Consider the following 16,042-nt stretch of genomic DNA (forward strand, 5'->3'; position numbering starts at 1 on the left):
AAATACGAACGGGGACGCGAAAAGGACGCGACCCGTCACGGATCAGCTAGCTGGTTTTCCAAGGGATTGGCCGCCCCGGGACCGTCCACACAGATGCGTGTCCGGTGCTCCCTGCCGAGCGACCAGTGAACACTACGCCGGATCCGGGCCAGGTGCAAACACGCGCCGCGCCGCGCGCCGCGGGCCGCCGGTGCCGGGCCTGAACGGCCGGAAGGCCGACCCTTGTTGGGGGCCGGCCTTCCGGGGGCGCCGTGGCGCGGTGGGCTTCAGCTGTTGGTGGGGAAGCCCAGGTTGATGCCGCCGTGCGAGGGGTCGAGCCAGCGCTGGGTGACGGCCTTGCCGCGGGTGAAGAACTGGACGCCGTCGGCGCCGTAGGCGTGGGTGTCGCCGAAGAGCGAGGCCTTCCAGCCGCCGAAGGAGTAGTAGGCGACCGGGACGGGGATCGGCACGTTGATGCCGACCATGCCGACCTCGACCTCGTTCTGGAAGCGCCGGGCCGCGCCGCCGTCGTTGGTGAAGATGGCGGTGCCGTTGCCGTACGGGTTGGCGTTGATGAGCTCCAGGCCCTCGTCGTAGGAGGGGACCCGGACGACCGACAGGATCGGGCCGAAGATCTCGTCGTTGTAGACGGACATGCCCGGCTTGACGTGGTCGAACAGGGTCGGGCCGAGCCAGAAGCCGTCGGTGGTGGGGGCGCCGGTGGCGTCCTCGGCGGCGATGGCGTGCTTGCGGCCGTCCACGGCGAGCTCGGCGCCGTCGGCGACGCCGGACTCGACGTAGGAGGTGACCTTGTCGCGGTGCTGGCCGGTGACCAGCGGGCCCATCTCGGAGTCGCCGTTGCAGCCGGGGCCGACCTTGAGGGTGGCCATCCGCTCCTTGATCTTGGCGACCAGCTCGTCGCCGATCGGGTCGACGGCGACCAGGACGGAGACGGCCATGCAGCGCTCGCCGGCCGCGCCGAAGCCGGCGTTGATGGCGGCGTCGGCGGCGAGGTCGAGGTCGGCGTCGGGGAGGACCAGCATGTGGTTCTTGGCGCCGCCGAGGGCCTGGACGCGCTTGCCGTAGCGGGTGCCGTTCTCGTACACGTAGCGGGCGATGGGGGTGGAGCCGACGAAGGAGACCGACTTGACGTCGGGGTGCTCCAGCAGGCGGTCGACGGCGACCTTGTCGCCGTGGACGACGTTGAAGACGCCGTCGGGGAGGCCGGCCTCCTTCCACAGCTCGGCGATGAAGTTGGCGGCGGACGGGTCCTTCTCGGAGGGCTTGAGGACGACCGTGTTGCCGGCCGCGATCGCGATCGGGAAGAACCACATCGGCACCATGGCCGGGAAGTTGAACGGCGAGATGATGGCGACCGGGCCGAGCGGCTGGCGGATCGAGTAGACGTCGACGCCGGTGGAGGCCTGCTCGGTGAAGCCGCCCTTGATCAGCTGCGGGATGCCGCAGGCGTACTCGACGACCTCCTGGCCGCGGGCGAGTTCGCCGAGGGCGTCGGAGTGCACCTTGCCGTGCTCGGAGACGATGATCGCGGCGAGTTCGTCCTTGCGGGCGTTGAACAGCTCGCGGAAGTTGAACAGCACCTGCGTGCGCTTGGCGATCGAGGCCTTGCGCCAGCTGGTGAACGCCTGGGCGGCGGCGGCGACCGCCTGGTCGACCTCGGCGATCTCGGCGAAGTCGACCTGGCCGGTGACCTGACCGGTGGCCGGGTCGTGGATGTCGCCGCGGCGGGGCGCGGTTCCGGCGGTGGCGACGTACTGGCCGCCGATCCAGTGGGTGATGTGCTTGCTGCTCAAGGGTCTCTGCCTCCGATGTCCACGGATGTCCCGCGCTCGTTCTCCAGTCTGCGCGGGGCGGCGGGCCCGCTCAACGAGCACCCTGACGGGGAAGCGCGATTCACCCTTACAGGTCGTCGGAGCGGTCCAGGTAGGGGTCGTGCAGACCGTCGGCGAGTTCGGTGGTCTCCAGCAGGTCGAGGCGCAGGTCCTGGGCCCAGCTCTCGGCCCACTTCACGGTGCCGCCCGTGCTGCCCGTGCTGCCCGTGCTGCCCGTGCCACCCGTACCGGCCGTGTCGACGGCTTCGGCGCCGTCCGCGGAGAGCAGGGCAGCGGCGCTCTCCAACCGGTCGGCGAGCGTACGGGGGCCGAGGTCCTCGTCGAACGCGCTCGCCAGGGCGAGGAGTTCGCCTTCGCGCCGCCGGTCGGTGAGGGCGTGCAGCGCGCGCAGGTCGGCGGGCAGGGCGCGTTCGCAGAGGGTGAGGACGGCGAGCGCGGCGACGTCGTCCAGCGCGGCCACGGGGACGGGGGCGTCCGCGGGGAGGGTCGGCGGGTGGCGCAGCGGTTCGCGGCGCAGTTCGATGCCGAGCGGTGGCTCCCCGGCGAGGCTGTCGAGGGACGACTCGCCCCTGTGGACGGCGAGTTGGTGGCGGCGGGCGGTGCCGGGCGGTGTCTCGACCCGGTGCCCGGCGGCGCGCAGGGTTCCGGCGAGTCCGGCGGCGAGCTCGGCGAGCGGCGGGCCCTCGGCGGTGACCAGCAGCAGGTCGGTGCCGAGGACGGGGGCGGCCAGGCCGTGCAGGCGCAGCGCGTCGGAGCCGGCCAGTGCGAGGGCGTGTTCCAGGCAGTACGGCTGGGCGTCGGCGAGCAGCGCGGCGCGGCGGGCGGGCAGCGCGTCGGGGCCGCTCCCCGGGGCGGCCGGGGCGTCTCCGCTCTTCCCGGTACTGCTGGCGTCGGCGTCCTCCACCCCGTTCACGGTGCTCACGTCGTCCATGGGGACAGTCTGTCCCGTCCGGCGCCGTCTAGTGCGGTCGGTGCAGGTGCGCGGCGGCGTCGTGGAGGGCGAGTTCGAGGGCGCGGGGGTCGACGAGCCGTCCGTCGGGGTGCGGGGGGACGAGCCAGTGCGGGCCGCGGGCGGTGGGGCGGGTGGGGTGCGGGACGGCGATCCAGGTGCCGTGGCCGGAGCCGCGGATGCCGGTGCCGGTCCAGCGTTCGGCGGTGCCGACGGGGACGAGGAAGCCGACGGTGTCGCCGTCGGGGTCCTCCAGGACGGGCCCGCCGCCGAACCGGTCGAGCAGGGCGGCGGCGGGGCGGCCGAGCGGGCCGGGGGCGTGCAGGACGTCCCAGCGGTGCCCGGCGGGGAGCAGGGCGAGGCCGAGGCGGGTGCGTTCCCAGGTGCGGCGGCAGGCGTCGGGGTCGGGGGCGGCGGCGGCCAGCCAGTGCAGGGCGCTGGGGTGGCGGGTGGTGCTCACGTGCGGTTCCTCGTCTCTCCCGGGCGGGGCAACGGGCGGCGGGCGGGTGCCTGCTGCCGTCACCCGGGAGAGCGGGGTGCCGGGGTTCTCTTACACGGATCGCGGGGCGTCCGGGACGGGGCTCCCGGTCAGCGGTCGCCGAAGATCGTCCGGTGCCAGTCCTTGCGGGCGACCGCGGTGGTGTCGAACATGACGTGCTTGACCTGGGTGTACTCGTCGAGCGAGTACTGCGACATGTCCTTGCCGTAGCCGGAGGCCTTGTACCCGCCGTGCGGCATCTCGCTGATGATCGGGATGTGGTCGTTCACCCAGACGCAGCCGGCCGCGATCTCGCGGGTGGCGCGCAGCGAGCGGTGGACGTCGCGGGTCCAGGCGGAGGCGGCGAGGCCGTAGGGGGTGTCGTTGGCGAGCCGCAGGCCCTCCTCGTCGCTGTCGAAGGGCAGCACGACGAGCACCGGGCCGAAGACCTCGCCCTGGACGACCTCGCTGTCCTGGGCGGCACCGGTGATCAGGGTGGGGCGGTGGTAGGCGCCGAGCGCGAGGTCGGTGCCGTCGTGGCCCTTGCCGGTGGCGGGGCCGCCGGTGACGACGGTGGCGTAGGAGCGGGCGCGCTCGACGAAGCCGGCGACCCGGTCGCGGTGGGTGAAGGAGACCAGCGGGCCCATGTCGGTGTGCGGGTTCAGCGGGTCGCCGAGCCGGATGCCCTCGTACAGCTCGGCGACGCCGGCCACGAAGGCGTCGTACAGCGGGCGCTGGACGTAGGCGCGGGTGGCGGCGGTGCAGTCCTGGCCGCTGTTGATCAGGGAGGCGGCGACGGCGCCGTGCACGGCGGCGTCGAGGTCGGCGTCGTCGAAGACCACGAAGGGGGCCTTGCCGCCGAGTTCGAGGTGGGTGCGCTTGACGGTGGCGGTGGCGATCTCGGCGACGCGCCGGCCGACGGCGGTGGAGCCGGTGAAGGACACCATGGCGACGTCGGGGTGGCCGATCAGGTGCTCGCCCGCGGTGCGTCCGGCGCCGGTGACGATGTTGACGACGCCGTCGGGGATGCCCGCGGCGGTGCAGGCGCGGGCGAACATCAGCGAGGTCAGCGGGGTGATCTCGGCGGGCTTGAGGACGATGGTGTTGCCCGCGGCGATCGCCGGGAGGATCTTCCAGGCGGCCATCTGCAGCGGGTAGTTCCAGGGCGCGATGCTGCCGATCACGCCGACCGCCTCGCGGCGCACGTACGAGGTGTGGTCGCCGCTGTACTCCCCGGCGGCCCTGCCCTCCAGGTTGCGGGCGGCCCCGGCGAAGAAGGCGGTGTTGTCGACGGTGCCGGGGACGTCGAACTCGGTGGAGAGCTTGATCGGCTTGCCGGTCTGCGCGGTCTCGACCCGGGCGAAGTCCTCGGCGTGCTCGGCGAGGATCCCGGCGAGGCGGTTCAGCGCGTCGGAGCGGGTGCCGGGGGTGGCGCCGGACCACTCGGGGAGGGCGGCGCTGGCGGCCGCGACGGCGGCGTCGACGTCGGCGGTGGTGGCGAGCTCGACCTGCTGGACGGTGGCGCCGTTCGCGGGGTTGACCACGGCGAAGGGCTCACCGCCGGAGCTCCGGGCCGGGCGGCCCGCGATGTGCTGCGCGCCCTCGTTGAAGCTGGTCAGGTCCATGAGCTGCCTCCATTGCCTACTCGACCCGGCCGACGATGCCTCGGTTCGGGTGCCCGGGGCAAGCATCACTCAGCAACGGCCCGGCCGAAGGGCCTTACAGGGTGCAAGGCTGCGTTCGGGCGACAGGGCGTCGCCGTCGAGCATGATTGTCCTGACACCCTGCGAACCCCCTGGAGGTATCCCCGATGCTCCCCACCGTCGCCCGCGTGCTCGACCTGGACGTGATGCGGCGCGGTCTGCCCCAGGTGGTGGCCGGGGCCGGGGCGCTGGAGCGCCCGGTGCGCTGGGTGCACGTGAGCGAGCTGCCGGACGTGGCGGGGGTGCTGCGCGGCGGCGAGCTGGTGCTGTCGACGGGCATCGCGCTGCCCGAGGACCGGGACGGGCTGGCCCGGTACGTGCGGGAGCTGGCCGAGGTCGGGGTGGCGGGGCTGGTGATCGAGTTCGGCCGCCGGTACTTCGACTCGCTGCCGCGGGCGCTGGTGGCGGCGGCGGAGCGGCACGGCCTGCCGCTGGTGGTGCTGCGCCGGGAGCTGAAGTTCGTCGCGGTGACCGAGGCGGTGCACGCGCTGGTGGTGAACGCGCAGCTGGAGCAGTTGCGGGTGTCCGAGGCGGTGCACCAGGTGTTCAACGAGCTGGCGACGGAGGGTGCGGAGCCCGCCGAGGTGGTGCGGCAGGTGGCCCGGATGGCGGGTGCGCCGGTGGTGCTGGAGAACCTGGCGCACCAGGTGCTGGCGCACGACCCGGCGGGGCGCGGCGAGCAGGAGCTGCTGGAGAACTGGGAGCACCGTTCGCGCGGCGTGCACCCGCCGGGCCGCACCGGGCACGACCCGCGCTCGGGCTGGCTGGTGACCACGGTGGGCGCACGCGGTCAGGACTGGGGCCGGCTGGTGCTGGTGGACGAGCCGGTGCCGCTGCCGCCGGACGTGCCGCACCCGCACGCGATGCTGCTGGAGCGCGGCGCGGCGACGCTGGCGCTGAACCGGCTGGTGGTGCGCGACCGGGAGTCGCTGGAGCGGCAGACCCACCGCACCCTGCTGTCGGGCATCCTGACGCACTCGCTGACGGTCTCCGAGGTGGCGTTGCGTGCGCAGGCGCTGGGCGTGCCGCTGGAGGGGCGCCGCCTGGTGGGCGTGGTGCTGCGCCGCCGGGAGGGGCCGCTGCCCGCGGCGCTGGAGGCGCAGGCCCGGCTGCGGGACTTCACCGAGCTGGCGGCGACCGCGATCCGCAACGCGCGGCTGTCGGCGCTGGTGGGCGCGCTGGACGACGAGGGGGTGGGCCTGCTGGTGGCGCTCGGTTCGCAGCAGGACGAGCACGCCTCGCTGGAGTCCTTCGCGGCGGCGCTGCGCCGACTGTCCGCGGAGGCGGGCCGGGACGGTTCGGCGGACGGGCCGGTGATAGCGGTCGGTTCCTCGGTGGGTTCGGTCCGGGACGCCCGGCGCACCCTGCTGGAGGCCACCCAGGTCGCGGACGCGGCCCTGCACGACGCGCCGGGCGGCCGGGCCGCGTACTACCGCCTGCCGGACGTCCGGCTGCGCGGCCTGCTGCACCTGCTGCGCGACGACGAGCGCCTGCAGACGTACGTGGAGCGGGAGTTGGGTCCGCTGCTGGCGTACGACGCGGAGCACGGCGGGCAGTTGGTGCAGATGCTGCGGATCTACCTGGAGCAGGGCCGCAACAAGTCGGCGGCGGCCGACGCCGCGCACCTGTCGCGCCCGTCCTTCTACGACCGGCTGCACAAGGTGGAACGGATCCTGGGCGTGGACCTGGACCAGGTGGAGTCCTGCCTGTCGCTGCACGTGGCGCTGCTGGCGCTGGACGCGGTGCGCCGCTGACCTCCCGGCCGGCGGCGCACCGCGGGGTCAGCGCGGGCCGAGGGCGACCAGCGCGGCGAGGTCGTTCTCGCCGATGTCCAGCGCGGCCCGCGAGCCGTCCGCGAAGTGCAGGTCGGCGCGGAGCGAGACCCAGGTGTGCCGGGGCTCGACGCGCACCAGCTGGGCGTGGGGCAGTTCGCCGAGGACGCGCTTGGCCCGGTGGTCGTCGAAGGTGCGCCCGGGGGTGTTGTCGCCGCTGCCGACCAGCAGGATCCGCCGGTCGGTGAAGAGCAGCAGGACGTCGTCGTTGTCGTAATCGCGGTCGGCGGAGCGCACCGCGATGACGAACCGTCCGGCCTGGCTCTGCCAGCCGCCGGTCAGGCCGCGCCCGCGGAAGAGCCGGCGCAGCGAGCGGACCAGGCCCCAGGTGCAGTCCTCGACCAGGTCGGCGAGGTACTCGGCGAGGTTGACGAACACGAACAGGCAGCCGAACGCGGTCTCGGCCGCCCGGCCCGACGGGTCCTTGCGGTAGCGCCGGGGCGGTGTGCGGACCAGGTCGCACAGGTCGGTGTCGACGATGCCGCGCAGCTGCTCGCCGGGCGCCACCAGGTGCGCGACCTCCGGCAGGTGCTGGGCCCCGGGCAGCGGCGGGGCGCCGTACGGGGGGTGGGCGGGGTGGCTCATCCGAAGGCCTCCTCGACCCGGTTGCGCGGCACCCGGTACGGGGCGCCCTCGGGCGGGCCGTCGAGCGCGCCGGCGACGGTGTCCAGGCCCTGGTCGGTGAGCAGGTTGTCGGTGAGGACGCCGGTGAAGTCCCCGGCGCCGATAGCCGCGCCCAGGCCGGTCTTGACGCCGCCCTTGACGGCGCCGAAGCCCTTCCCGAGGACCTGGGCGGTGGCGAACTCCCCGAGGTTCCCCGCCGAGGGGTTGCGGACCAGGTCCCAGCCGGACTTGAGCCGGTTGCCCCTGCCGCCGAGCTTGCGGACGGCCTTGGCGGCCGCGCGGGCCTTCTTGATCGACCCGAGGGTGCGGGCCGCCTTCATCGCCTTGATCGCCTCGTGCAGCTCCTTGAGCGCCTTCTCCAGCTTGAGCGAGACCTGGCCGACCCGGGCGATGTAGACGGCGATCTCGCCCTCGACGATGAGCGCCTCGGCGGCGGTGGCGAGGCCCAGGGTGAGGATGTCGACCACGAGTCCGGCGGCCAGCGTGATGATCAGGGTCTCGATCGCCTCGCGGATGATCTCGATGATCAGCTGTTCGGCGAGCTGGCACTCGGCGGCGGCCTGGCTGATGATCTGCGCGACCTGCGCCATGTCCGCGGCGGTGGCGTCGATCGCCTCGACGACGGTGGTCATGTGGGCGCCGAACGCCGCCGAGGCCGCGCCCTCCCAGGCGGCGTCGACCCGGGTGCCGGCCGAGCGCAGCTCGTCGGCGACCTCCTGCATGGCCTTCGCCTGGGCCTGCCACTCGTGCGCGGCGGCGGTCAGCGCCTGCAGGTTGCCGGTGACCTCCTCCAGCTTGTCCATCAGCCCGGTGGCGTCGAGCGCCGCCTTGACGACGGAGTCGAGACCGGCGTCGAGCCCTTCGCTGACGGGGTTCTCGAAGCTGGGCAGCGGCGGCAGCTGTTCGGTGACCCGGTCGCGGGTCCACTTGTACGCGTCGACGGCGTCGCCGAACGAGCCGGGGGCCAGGGTGCTCATCGGCCGCCCCCGTACACCTCGGCGGTGTCCTGTTCGTTGGTCTCGTAGTTGTCCGCCGTGGCCCGCAGCCCCTCGCCGGTCGCGTCGAGCAGGTCGATCAGGTCGGCGAAGTTCTCCTGCTCGGCGTCGGCGTGCTCCTGGTAGGAGTCGTACAGCTCGCCCGAGCCCGGCAGTTTGCCGAAGTCCTCGGACGAGAGCCGGACGCCCGTCAGGGCCGAGCGGATCTGCGCGATCCGTTCGGCCTGGGCGTCGAGAACGGCGGCGTACGCCGTGAGCGCTTCGGGTTCGACCCGAAACCCCGTGTCCCCCATGGTTGTTCCTTTGCTCTCCCGGTCAGGTCGATCATCGTACTGATGGGATTGGCAAAGACATCACGGGGCCCTGGGCGGATCGCCCGGGGCCCCGTGGAGGAAGCGTGAAGGATCGTCAGACGGTGTGTGCGTCGGTGAGGGTGAGCACCTCGTCCAGCACCGCGAGGCCGGTCTTGGCCTCCTCCGCGGTGACGGTGCACGGCGGCACCACGTGGAAGCGGTTCATGTTGGTGAACGGCCACAGGCCGCGCTGCTTGCAGGCCGCCGCGAGCTGCGCCATCGGCGCGTTGTCGGCACCGGCCGCGTTGTACGGCACCAGCGGCTCGCGGGTCTCCCGGTCCTTCACCAGGTCGAGCGCCCAGAACACGCCCAGGCCGCGCACCTCGCCGATCGAGGGGTGGCGCTCCGCCAGCTCGCGCAGGCCGGGGCCGAGCACGGTCTCGCCGATCAGCTTGGCGTTCTCCACGATGCCCTCCTCGGCCATCGTGTTGATCGTCGCCACCGCGGAGGCGCAGGCCAGCGGGTGGCCCGAGTAGGTCAGGCCGCCCGGGAACGCCTTCTGCGCGAAGGTCTCCGCGATCGCTCCGGAGATCGCCACGCCGCCCAGCGGCAGGTAGCCGGAGTTGACGCCCTTGGCGAAGGTCAGCAGGTCCGGGGTGATCCCCCAGTGGTCGGCGGCGAACCACGCGCCGGTGCGGCCGAACCCGGCCATCACCTCGTCCAGGATGAACACGATCCCGTACCGGTCGCAGATCTCCCGCACGCCCGCCAGGTAGCCGGCCGGCGGCACCAGGATGCCCGCGGTGCCGACCACGGTCTCCAGGATGATCGCCGCGACGGTGCCCGGCCCCTCGAACGCGATGGTCTGCTCCAGGTGCGCGAGCGCGCGCTCGCACTCCTGGGCCTCGTTCTCGGCGTGGAAGTTCGAGCGGTACGGGTACGGGCCCCAGAAGTGCACGATGCCCGACACGCCCGCCTCGTTCGCCCAGCGGCGCGGGTCGCCGGTCAGGGCGATCGCGTTGGCGGTGGCGCCGTGGTACGAGCGGTAGGTGGAGAGCACCTTGTGTCGACCGGTGTGCAGCCGGGCCATCCGGATCGCGTTCTCGTTCGCCTCGGCGCCGCCGTTGGTGAAGAAGATCTTGTCCAGGTCACCGGGGGTGCGCTCGGCGATCAGCCGGGCGGCCTCGCTGCGCGACTCCTCGGCGAAGCCCGGCGCGATGGTGCACAGCTGCGCGGCCTTCGCCTGGATCGCCGCGACCACCTTCGGGTGCTGGTGGCCGATGTTGGTGTTCACCAGCTGCGAGGAGAAGTCCAGGTAGCGGTTGCCGTCGTAGTCCCAGAAGTAGGAGCCCTCGGCACCGGCCACCGCGAGGGGGTCGATCAGCGCCTGGGCGGACCACGAGTGGAAGACGTGCGCGCGGTCGGCGGCCTTGACGGCCTGCCCGGCGACCGAGTCAGCGGTGGGAGTGCTCATGCGACCAGCGTAGGGAGCCCGCCCCGTCCGGGGCAGCTCCATCGTGTCACGCGCGTCGCGGATCGCCCTGACAGTGTGCCAAGCACCAGGGGCGCGAGGAGGCCGACCGAGCACGACATCCCGGACGGGATCGCCTGGTCGGTCGCGCAGTTCCTCGCGCCCCTGGGTTGCCGTCAGCGGCTACCGCTTCAGATCGCGGTCATGACGTGCTTGATCCGGGTGTAGTCCTCGAACCCGTACGAGGACAGGTCCTTGCCGTAGCCGGACTTCTTGAAGCCGCCGTGCGGCATCTCGGCGACCAGCGGGATGTGGGTGTTGATCCACACGCAGCCGAAGTCGAGCCGGCGGGACATCCGCATCGCGCGGGCGTGGTCCTTGGTCCACACCGAGGAGGCGAGCGCGTACTCGACGCCGTTCGCGTACTCGACGGCCTGGTCCTCGTCGGTGAACTTCTGGACGGTGATGACCGGGCCGAAGACCTCGTTCTGGATGATCTCGTCGTCCTGCTGCAGGCCGGAGACCACGGTCGCCGCCCAGAAGTAGCCCTTGTCGCCGACCCGGTGGCCGCCGGCCTCGACCTTGGCGTGCGCGGGCAGGCGCTCGATGAAGCCGGCCACCTGCTGGAGCTGGTTGGCGTTGTTGAGCGGGCCGTAGAGCACGTCCTCCTCGTCCACGCCGCCGGTCTTGGTGTCGGCGGCGGCCTTGGCCAGGGCCTCGACGAAGGCGTCGTGGATCGACTCGTGCACCAGGACGCGGGTGGCGGCGGTGCAGTCCTGGCCGGCGTTGAAGTAGCCCGCCACCGAGATGCCCTCGACGGCCTCGGCGATGTCGGCGTCCTCGAAGACCACGACCGGGGCCTTGCCGCCGAGCTCCAGGTGGACGCGCTTGACGTCCTTCGCGGCAGACTCGGCAACCTGCATGCCGGCCCGGACCGAGCCGGTGATGGAGGCCATCGCGGGGGTGCGGTGCTCGACCATCAGGCGGCCGGTCTCGCGGTCGCCGCAGATCACGTTGAAGATGCCGGCCGGCAGCTCCATGTCCTTCAGCACGCCGCCGATGATCTCGGCCAGCAGCACGGTGGAAGCGGGGGTGGTGTCGGAGGGCTTGAGCACCACCGCGTTGCCCGCGGCGATCGCCGGGGCGAACTTCCACACGGCCATCATCATCGGGTAGTTCCACGGCGCGACCTGCGCGCAGACGCCGACCGGCTCGCGGCGGACGATGGAGGTCATCCCGTCCATGTACTCGCCCGCGGCCTTGCCCTCCAGCAGGCGGGCGGCACCGGCGAAGAAGCGCAGCTGGTCGACCATCGGGCCGATCTCCTCGGAGAGGGTCAGCGCACGCGGCTTGCCGGTGTTGCGGACCTCCGCGTCCACGATCTCGTCGGCCCGGGCCTCGACCGCGTCGGCGACCTTGAGCAGCAGCTTCTGCCGGGTGGAGGGGGTGGAGTCCCGCCAGACCGGGAACGCCGCGGCGGCGGCGGCCATCGCGGCGTCCACGTCGGCCGCGCCGGAGAGCGGGGAGGTCGCGTAGACCTCGCCCGTGGTCGGGTCGACGACGTCGAGCGTGCGGCCGTCCGCCGCGTCGACGAACTCGCCGTTGATGTAGTTGCGCAGCGTACGAAGCTCGCTCACGGTCTCTCCTCGGTCTGGGCCTGCGTCGTTGCAGCCCCGGGCGTCAGGTTACTCCGGGGTCCGGGTCGCCACGGCATGTCAGCGACAAGCCACGATCGGCGGTGTGCAGGCTCGCGCGTGTACGTAGCCAGAGTACCCAGGTCGCTGCCGTTATCGACAGACCTCCGCGTCAAGAGCCACGTATTCCGTTCCCGATCTTCGAAACCGCGACGAAATCAGCAGCAGTGCGGCTTGCGATTCCGTCGCCGGTCGGGCACAGTGGCGGCGTGGCCAACCGTGACCGGAACGCCAGCGTTCCCCTCGACGCCGCCTCCAAGGCGATCATCGAGCAGCTCCAGGAGGACGGGCGCCGTCCGTACGCCGCCATCGGCAAGGCCGTGGGCCTGTCCGAGGCGGCCGTCCGGCAGCGCGTCCAGAAGCTGCTCGACCAGGGCGTGATGCAGATCGTCGCCGTGACCGACCCCCTCACCGTCGGGTTCACCCGCCAGGCGATGGTGGGCATCCGCGTGGAGGGCGACATCGAACCGGTCGCCGACGCGCTGGCCGCCTTCGACGAGGTCGACTACGTGGTCTGCACCGCGGGTTCGTTCGACCTCCTCGCCGAGCTGGTGTGCGAGGACGACGAGCACCTTCTCGAACTGATCAACAAGCGCATCCGCTCGCTTCCCGGCGTGCGGAGCACCGAGAGCTTCGTTTACCTGAAGCTCCGGAAACAGACCTACACCTGGGGCACCCGATGACAGCCGACCCGGCCCAGAAGGACCTTTCCAAGACCGCCTACGACCACCTGTGGATGCACTTCACCCGCATGTCGTCGTACGAGAACTCCCCCGTGCCGACGATCGTCAAGGGCGAGGGCACCTACGTCTGGGACGACAAGGGCCGCAAGTACCTCGACGGCCTGGCCGGCCTGTTCGTGGTGCAGGCGGGCCACGGCCGCGAGGAGCTCGCCGAGGCCGCCGCCAAGCAGGCCAAGGAGCTCGCCTTCTTCCCGGTGTGGAGCTACGCCCACCCGAAGGCCGTCGAGCTGGCCGAGCGCCTGGCGAACTACGCCCCGGGCGACCTGAACAAGGTGTTCTTCTCCACCGGTGGCGGCGAGGCCGTCGAGACCGCCTGGAAGCTGGCCAAGCAGTACTTCAAGCTGACCGGCAAGCCGACCAAGTACAAGGTCATCTCCCGCGCCGTCGCCTACCACGGCACCCCGCAGGGCGCGCTGTCCATCACCGGCCTGCCGGGCCTGAAGGCCCCGTTCGAGCCGCTGGTGCCGGGCACCCACAAGGCCCCGAACACCAACATCTACCGCGCCCCGGCCTTCCTGGCCGGCCCCGACGGCACCGTCGACCCGGAGGCCTACGGCCGCTGGGCCGCCGACGAGATCGAGCAGGCCATCCTCTTCGAGGGCCCCGAGACCGTCGCCGCCGTCTTCGTCGAGCCGGTGCAGAACGCCGGCGGCTGCTTCCCGCCGCCGCCCGGGTACTTCCAGCGCCTGCGCGAGATCTGCGACCGCCACGACGTGCTGCTGGTCTCGGACGAGGTCATCTGCGCCTTCGGCCGCCTCGGCACCATGTTCGGCGCCGACAAGTTCGGCTACGTGCCGGACATGATCACCTGCGCCAAGGGCATGACCTCGGGCTACTCCCCGATCGGCGCCACGATCATCTCGGACCGCATCGCCGAGCCGTTCTACAAGGGCGACAACACCTTCCTGCACGGCTACACCTTCGGCGGCCACCCGGTGTCCTCCGCGGTGGCGCTGGCCAACCTGGACATCTTCGAGCGCGAGGGCCTGAACCAGCACGTCCTCGACAACGAGTCGAGGTTCCTGGCCACCCTGAACAAGCTGCGCGACCTGCCGATCGTCGGCGACGTCCGCGGCAACGGGTACTTCTACGGCATCGAGCTCGTCAAGGACAAGGTCACCAAGGAGTCGTTCAACGACGACGAGGTCGAGCGCGTCCTGTACGGCTTCCTGTCCAAGGCGCTGTTCGACAACGGCCTGTACTGCCGCGCCGACGACCGCGGCGACCCGGTCGTGCAGCTGGCCCCGCCGCTGATCTCCGACCAGTCGACCTTCGACGAGATCGAGCAGATCCTGCGGACCAGCCTCTCCGACGCGTGGCAGAAGATCTGATCCTCCTTCCCCACCCTCCACCGAAGGGCGGCCCCGGCTCCTCACCGCCGGGACCGCCCTTCGGCGTTCCCGGCGCGGGCCCGCCGGAACGGGCCCGCGGAGTGAATCTGCGGGCCGACACGCCGCTTTCGGGGTGATTCCTCCCTGTTCGGAGCAGTGCGCCGCACCCGCGGCACCGCCCGGTCGTTCTAATCTGACGACTGTCATATCCCCGTCGGCACCTGGATGGATCTCATGTCAGCGGCCCCGCCCGACAACGACGTGCTCTGGGCCCGAGGGATCGTCAAGTCCCACCACGGCACCCCCGCCCTGCGCGGCGTCTCGCTGGGCGTCCGCGAGGGCGAGATGCTCGCCGTCACCGGCCCGCGCGGCTCCGGCAAGTCGACCCTGCTCGGCTGCCTGTCCGCGCAGCTCCCGGTCGACGAGGGCGAGGTCTGGTTCCACAGCGCCCCCGTGCACACCCTGGGCCGGGCCGGACGCGAGAAGCTGCGCCGCGAGCGCTTCGGCTACGTCGGCCCCGAGCCGCACCTGGTACCGGAACTGACGGCCCGGGAGAACGTCGCCCTGCCGCTGCTGCTGGCCGGTGCCGGGCACCGGGCCGCCTACCGGGCCGCGGGCGAGTGGCTGGAGCGCCTCGACGTCGCCGACTGCGCCAAGCTGCGCCCCGCCGACCTGCAGCAGGATCGGCGCCAGCGGATCGCCGTCGCCCGCGCCCTCGCCCCCGAACCGCCGGTCGTCTTCGCCGACGACCCCACCGCCCCGCTGCACCGCGACGCCCGCGAGCAGGTCCTGCGGATACTCGCCAGCGCCGCCCGCTCGCACGGGCTGACCCTCGTCCTGGCCACCCACGACCCGGCGCTCGCCTGCTTCGCCGACCGCACCGTCCACCTGGTCGACGGCCGGATCGCGCCCGAACCCGCCACCGTCGCCGCCGGGCACTGAGAGGCCGCCGTGTACTACCTCAGACTCGCCCGCGGCTACCGCGCCCTCGACCTCGCCCGCTGGCTGCTCACCGCGACCGCCGCCGCCGTGGTCGCCGCCTTCCTGCTGCGTGCCCTCGGCCGCGCCCTGCACGGCACGGGGGGCGACCTGGAACGGCTGCTCTGGTGCCTGCCGCCGCTCGCCGCGGTCGCCTGGTTCGCCGCCGTCACGGCCCGCGCCGTCCCGGCCCAGCACCCCGAACGCATCACCGGCCTCACCGCGGCCGGCGCCGGACCGACCCGGATCCGGCTGCTCGTCGCGGGCGAGATCGCGCTCGCCTGCGCACTCGGCTCCGCGTTCACCCTGCTGCTGTTCCTGATCCTGCGCAACGACATCGCCGGGCCCTCGCTCGCCCCCGACATCGGCATGGGCGTCCCGCTGCCCGCCGTCGCCCCGGTCACCCTGCTCGCGGTCCTCCCGCTGGTCGCCGGGGTCTCCGCGGCCTGCGCGATCCGCCTCCCCGAGCGCCTCCCCGGCCGCCCCGCCGAACCCGCCGTCCGCCGCTACGGCGCGCTGCGCCTGCTGCTGCCCGCGCCCGTCCTGCTCGCCGGGCTCGGCCTCGAACTGTACGGGCTGCGCCCCGACGCGACCGACGCCGAACGCACCCTCGCCCTCCCCGCCGGGCTGCCCGCCACCAGCCCCGCGCTGCTCACCGGCTGGGCGCTCACCGCCCTCGCGCTCGCCCTGTGGACCGGCCCCCTGCTGGCCCTGGCCGGGCGGCTGCTCGCCCTGCGCAGTCCCGCACCGCTGCGCCTGCTGGCCGGCCGCGGCCTCACCGCCCAGGCCCGCCGCCTCGGCGCGCCGCTGGCCGTGCTCACCGCGGTCGCCGCGCTGCTGCTGGTCGCCTGGCGCAACTGGGCCCGGGCGGGCGGCGACGTCCCCGCCCTGACCCTGGTCGAGGGCGCCCTCGTCCTCGCCTGCGCCCTCGCCGCCCTCGCCGCCCGCCTGCACGAGCTGCGCGCCGACCGCCGCCCCGCCTTCGACGCCCTCGACCGCCTCGGCACCCCGCCCGGCCTGCTCACCGGCACCACCGCCCTGCGCACCCTCGCCGCGGGCACCGTCGTGCTGCTGACCGGCGGGCTGACCGTGATGCTCTGCCCGCTGCTGTAGCGGCGG

At 72.8% G+C, this 16,042-nt stretch carries 14 protein-coding genes; 5 read left to right on the plus strand and 9 right to left on the minus strand.

The window, feature by feature from the left end:
* Positions 1 to 266: 266 nt before the first annotated feature.
* The 4 genes from QSK52_RS32115 to QSK52_RS32130 form a co-directional block, all read right to left on the minus strand.
* On the minus strand, positions 267 to 1,793 hold the full coding sequence (locus QSK52_RS32115; protein WP_285739759.1) for a CoA-acylating methylmalonate-semialdehyde dehydrogenase: 1,527 nt from the start codon (positions 1,791 to 1,793) through the stop codon (positions 267 to 269).
* Between the two features lie 106 nt (positions 1,794 to 1,899).
* Positions 1,900 to 2,763 carry a hypothetical protein gene (locus QSK52_RS32120; RefSeq protein ID WP_285739760.1) on the minus strand — a complete coding sequence of 288 codons (864 nt, stop codon included), beginning with the start codon at positions 2,761 to 2,763 and terminating at the stop codon, positions 1,900 to 1,902.
* Positions 2,764 to 2,791: 28 nt separating this feature from the next.
* A complete protein-coding gene (locus tag QSK52_RS32125; protein ID WP_285739761.1) occupies positions 2,792 to 3,241 on the minus strand; it encodes a hypothetical protein in 450 nt (149 codons plus the stop codon).
* Positions 3,242 to 3,369: 128 nt separating this feature from the next.
* Positions 3,370 to 4,950: a gamma-aminobutyraldehyde dehydrogenase gene (locus QSK52_RS32130; RefSeq protein WP_435053418.1), complete on the minus strand. Its 1,581-nt coding sequence runs from the start codon at positions 4,948 to 4,950 to the stop codon at positions 3,370 to 3,372.
* A gap of 119 nt (positions 4,951 to 5,069) precedes the next feature.
* On the opposite strand from QSK52_RS32130, the gene QSK52_RS32135 reads away from it, so the two are divergent.
* Positions 5,070 to 6,716, plus strand: coding sequence for a PucR family transcriptional regulator (locus QSK52_RS32135; protein ID WP_285739763.1), 1,647 nt, complete (start codon positions 5,070 to 5,072; stop codon positions 6,714 to 6,716).
* 27 nt (positions 6,717 to 6,743) lie between these two features.
* On the opposite strand, the gene QSK52_RS32140 is transcribed toward QSK52_RS32135, so the two are convergent.
* The 5 genes from QSK52_RS32140 to QSK52_RS32160 form a co-directional block, all read right to left on the minus strand.
* Positions 6,744 to 7,379, minus strand: coding sequence for a hypothetical protein (locus tag QSK52_RS32140; protein ID WP_285739764.1), 636 nt, complete (start codon positions 7,377 to 7,379; stop codon positions 6,744 to 6,746).
* Entirely contained in the window at positions 7,376 to 8,395 is a 1,020-nt protein-coding gene (locus tag QSK52_RS32145) for a hypothetical protein (RefSeq protein ID WP_285739765.1), read from the minus strand. The genes QSK52_RS32140 and QSK52_RS32145 overlap by 4 nt, the downstream gene beginning before the upstream one ends.
* Entirely contained in the window at positions 8,392 to 8,706 is a 315-nt protein-coding gene (locus QSK52_RS32150; RefSeq protein ID WP_285739766.1) for a WXG100 family type VII secretion target, read from the minus strand. The genes QSK52_RS32145 and QSK52_RS32150 overlap by 4 nt, the downstream gene beginning before the upstream one ends.
* A 115-nt stretch (positions 8,707 to 8,821) precedes the next feature.
* On the minus strand, positions 8,822 to 10,180 hold the full coding sequence (locus tag QSK52_RS32155; protein ID WP_285739767.1) for an aspartate aminotransferase family protein: 1,359 nt from the start codon (positions 10,178 to 10,180) through the stop codon (positions 8,822 to 8,824).
* A gap of 188 nt (positions 10,181 to 10,368) precedes the next feature.
* A complete protein-coding gene (locus tag QSK52_RS32160) occupies positions 10,369 to 11,814 on the minus strand; it encodes a gamma-aminobutyraldehyde dehydrogenase (protein ID WP_285739768.1) in 1,446 nt (481 codons plus the stop codon).
* Positions 11,815 to 12,080: 266 nt separating this feature from the next.
* On the opposite strand from QSK52_RS32160, the gene QSK52_RS32165 reads away from it, so the two are divergent.
* The 4 genes from QSK52_RS32165 to QSK52_RS32180 all read left to right on the plus strand — a co-directional run bounded on the left by QSK52_RS32165 (position 12,081) and on the right by QSK52_RS32180 (position 16,036).
* Positions 12,081 to 12,554: an Lrp/AsnC family transcriptional regulator gene (locus QSK52_RS32165; protein ID WP_014138339.1), complete on the plus strand. Its 474-nt coding sequence runs from the start codon at positions 12,081 to 12,083 to the stop codon at positions 12,552 to 12,554.
* On the plus strand, positions 12,551 to 13,945 hold the full coding sequence (locus QSK52_RS32170) for an aspartate aminotransferase family protein (RefSeq protein WP_285739769.1): 1,395 nt from the start codon (positions 12,551 to 12,553) through the stop codon (positions 13,943 to 13,945). The genes QSK52_RS32165 and QSK52_RS32170 overlap by 4 nt, the downstream gene beginning before the upstream one ends.
* Before the next feature lie 234 nt (positions 13,946 to 14,179).
* A complete protein-coding gene (locus tag QSK52_RS32175; RefSeq protein ID WP_285739770.1) occupies positions 14,180 to 14,887 on the plus strand; it encodes an ABC transporter ATP-binding protein in 708 nt (235 codons plus the stop codon).
* A gap of 9 nt (positions 14,888 to 14,896) precedes the next feature.
* Positions 14,897 to 16,036: a hypothetical protein gene (locus QSK52_RS32180; RefSeq protein WP_285739771.1), complete on the plus strand. Its 1,140-nt coding sequence runs from the start codon at positions 14,897 to 14,899 to the stop codon at positions 16,034 to 16,036.
* Positions 16,037 to 16,042 lie beyond the last annotated feature (6 nt).

The organism is Kitasatospora phosalacinea (assembly GCF_030268885.1).
Taxonomy (GTDB): domain Bacteria; phylum Actinomycetota; class Actinomycetes; order Streptomycetales; family Streptomycetaceae; genus Kitasatospora; species Kitasatospora phosalacinea_C.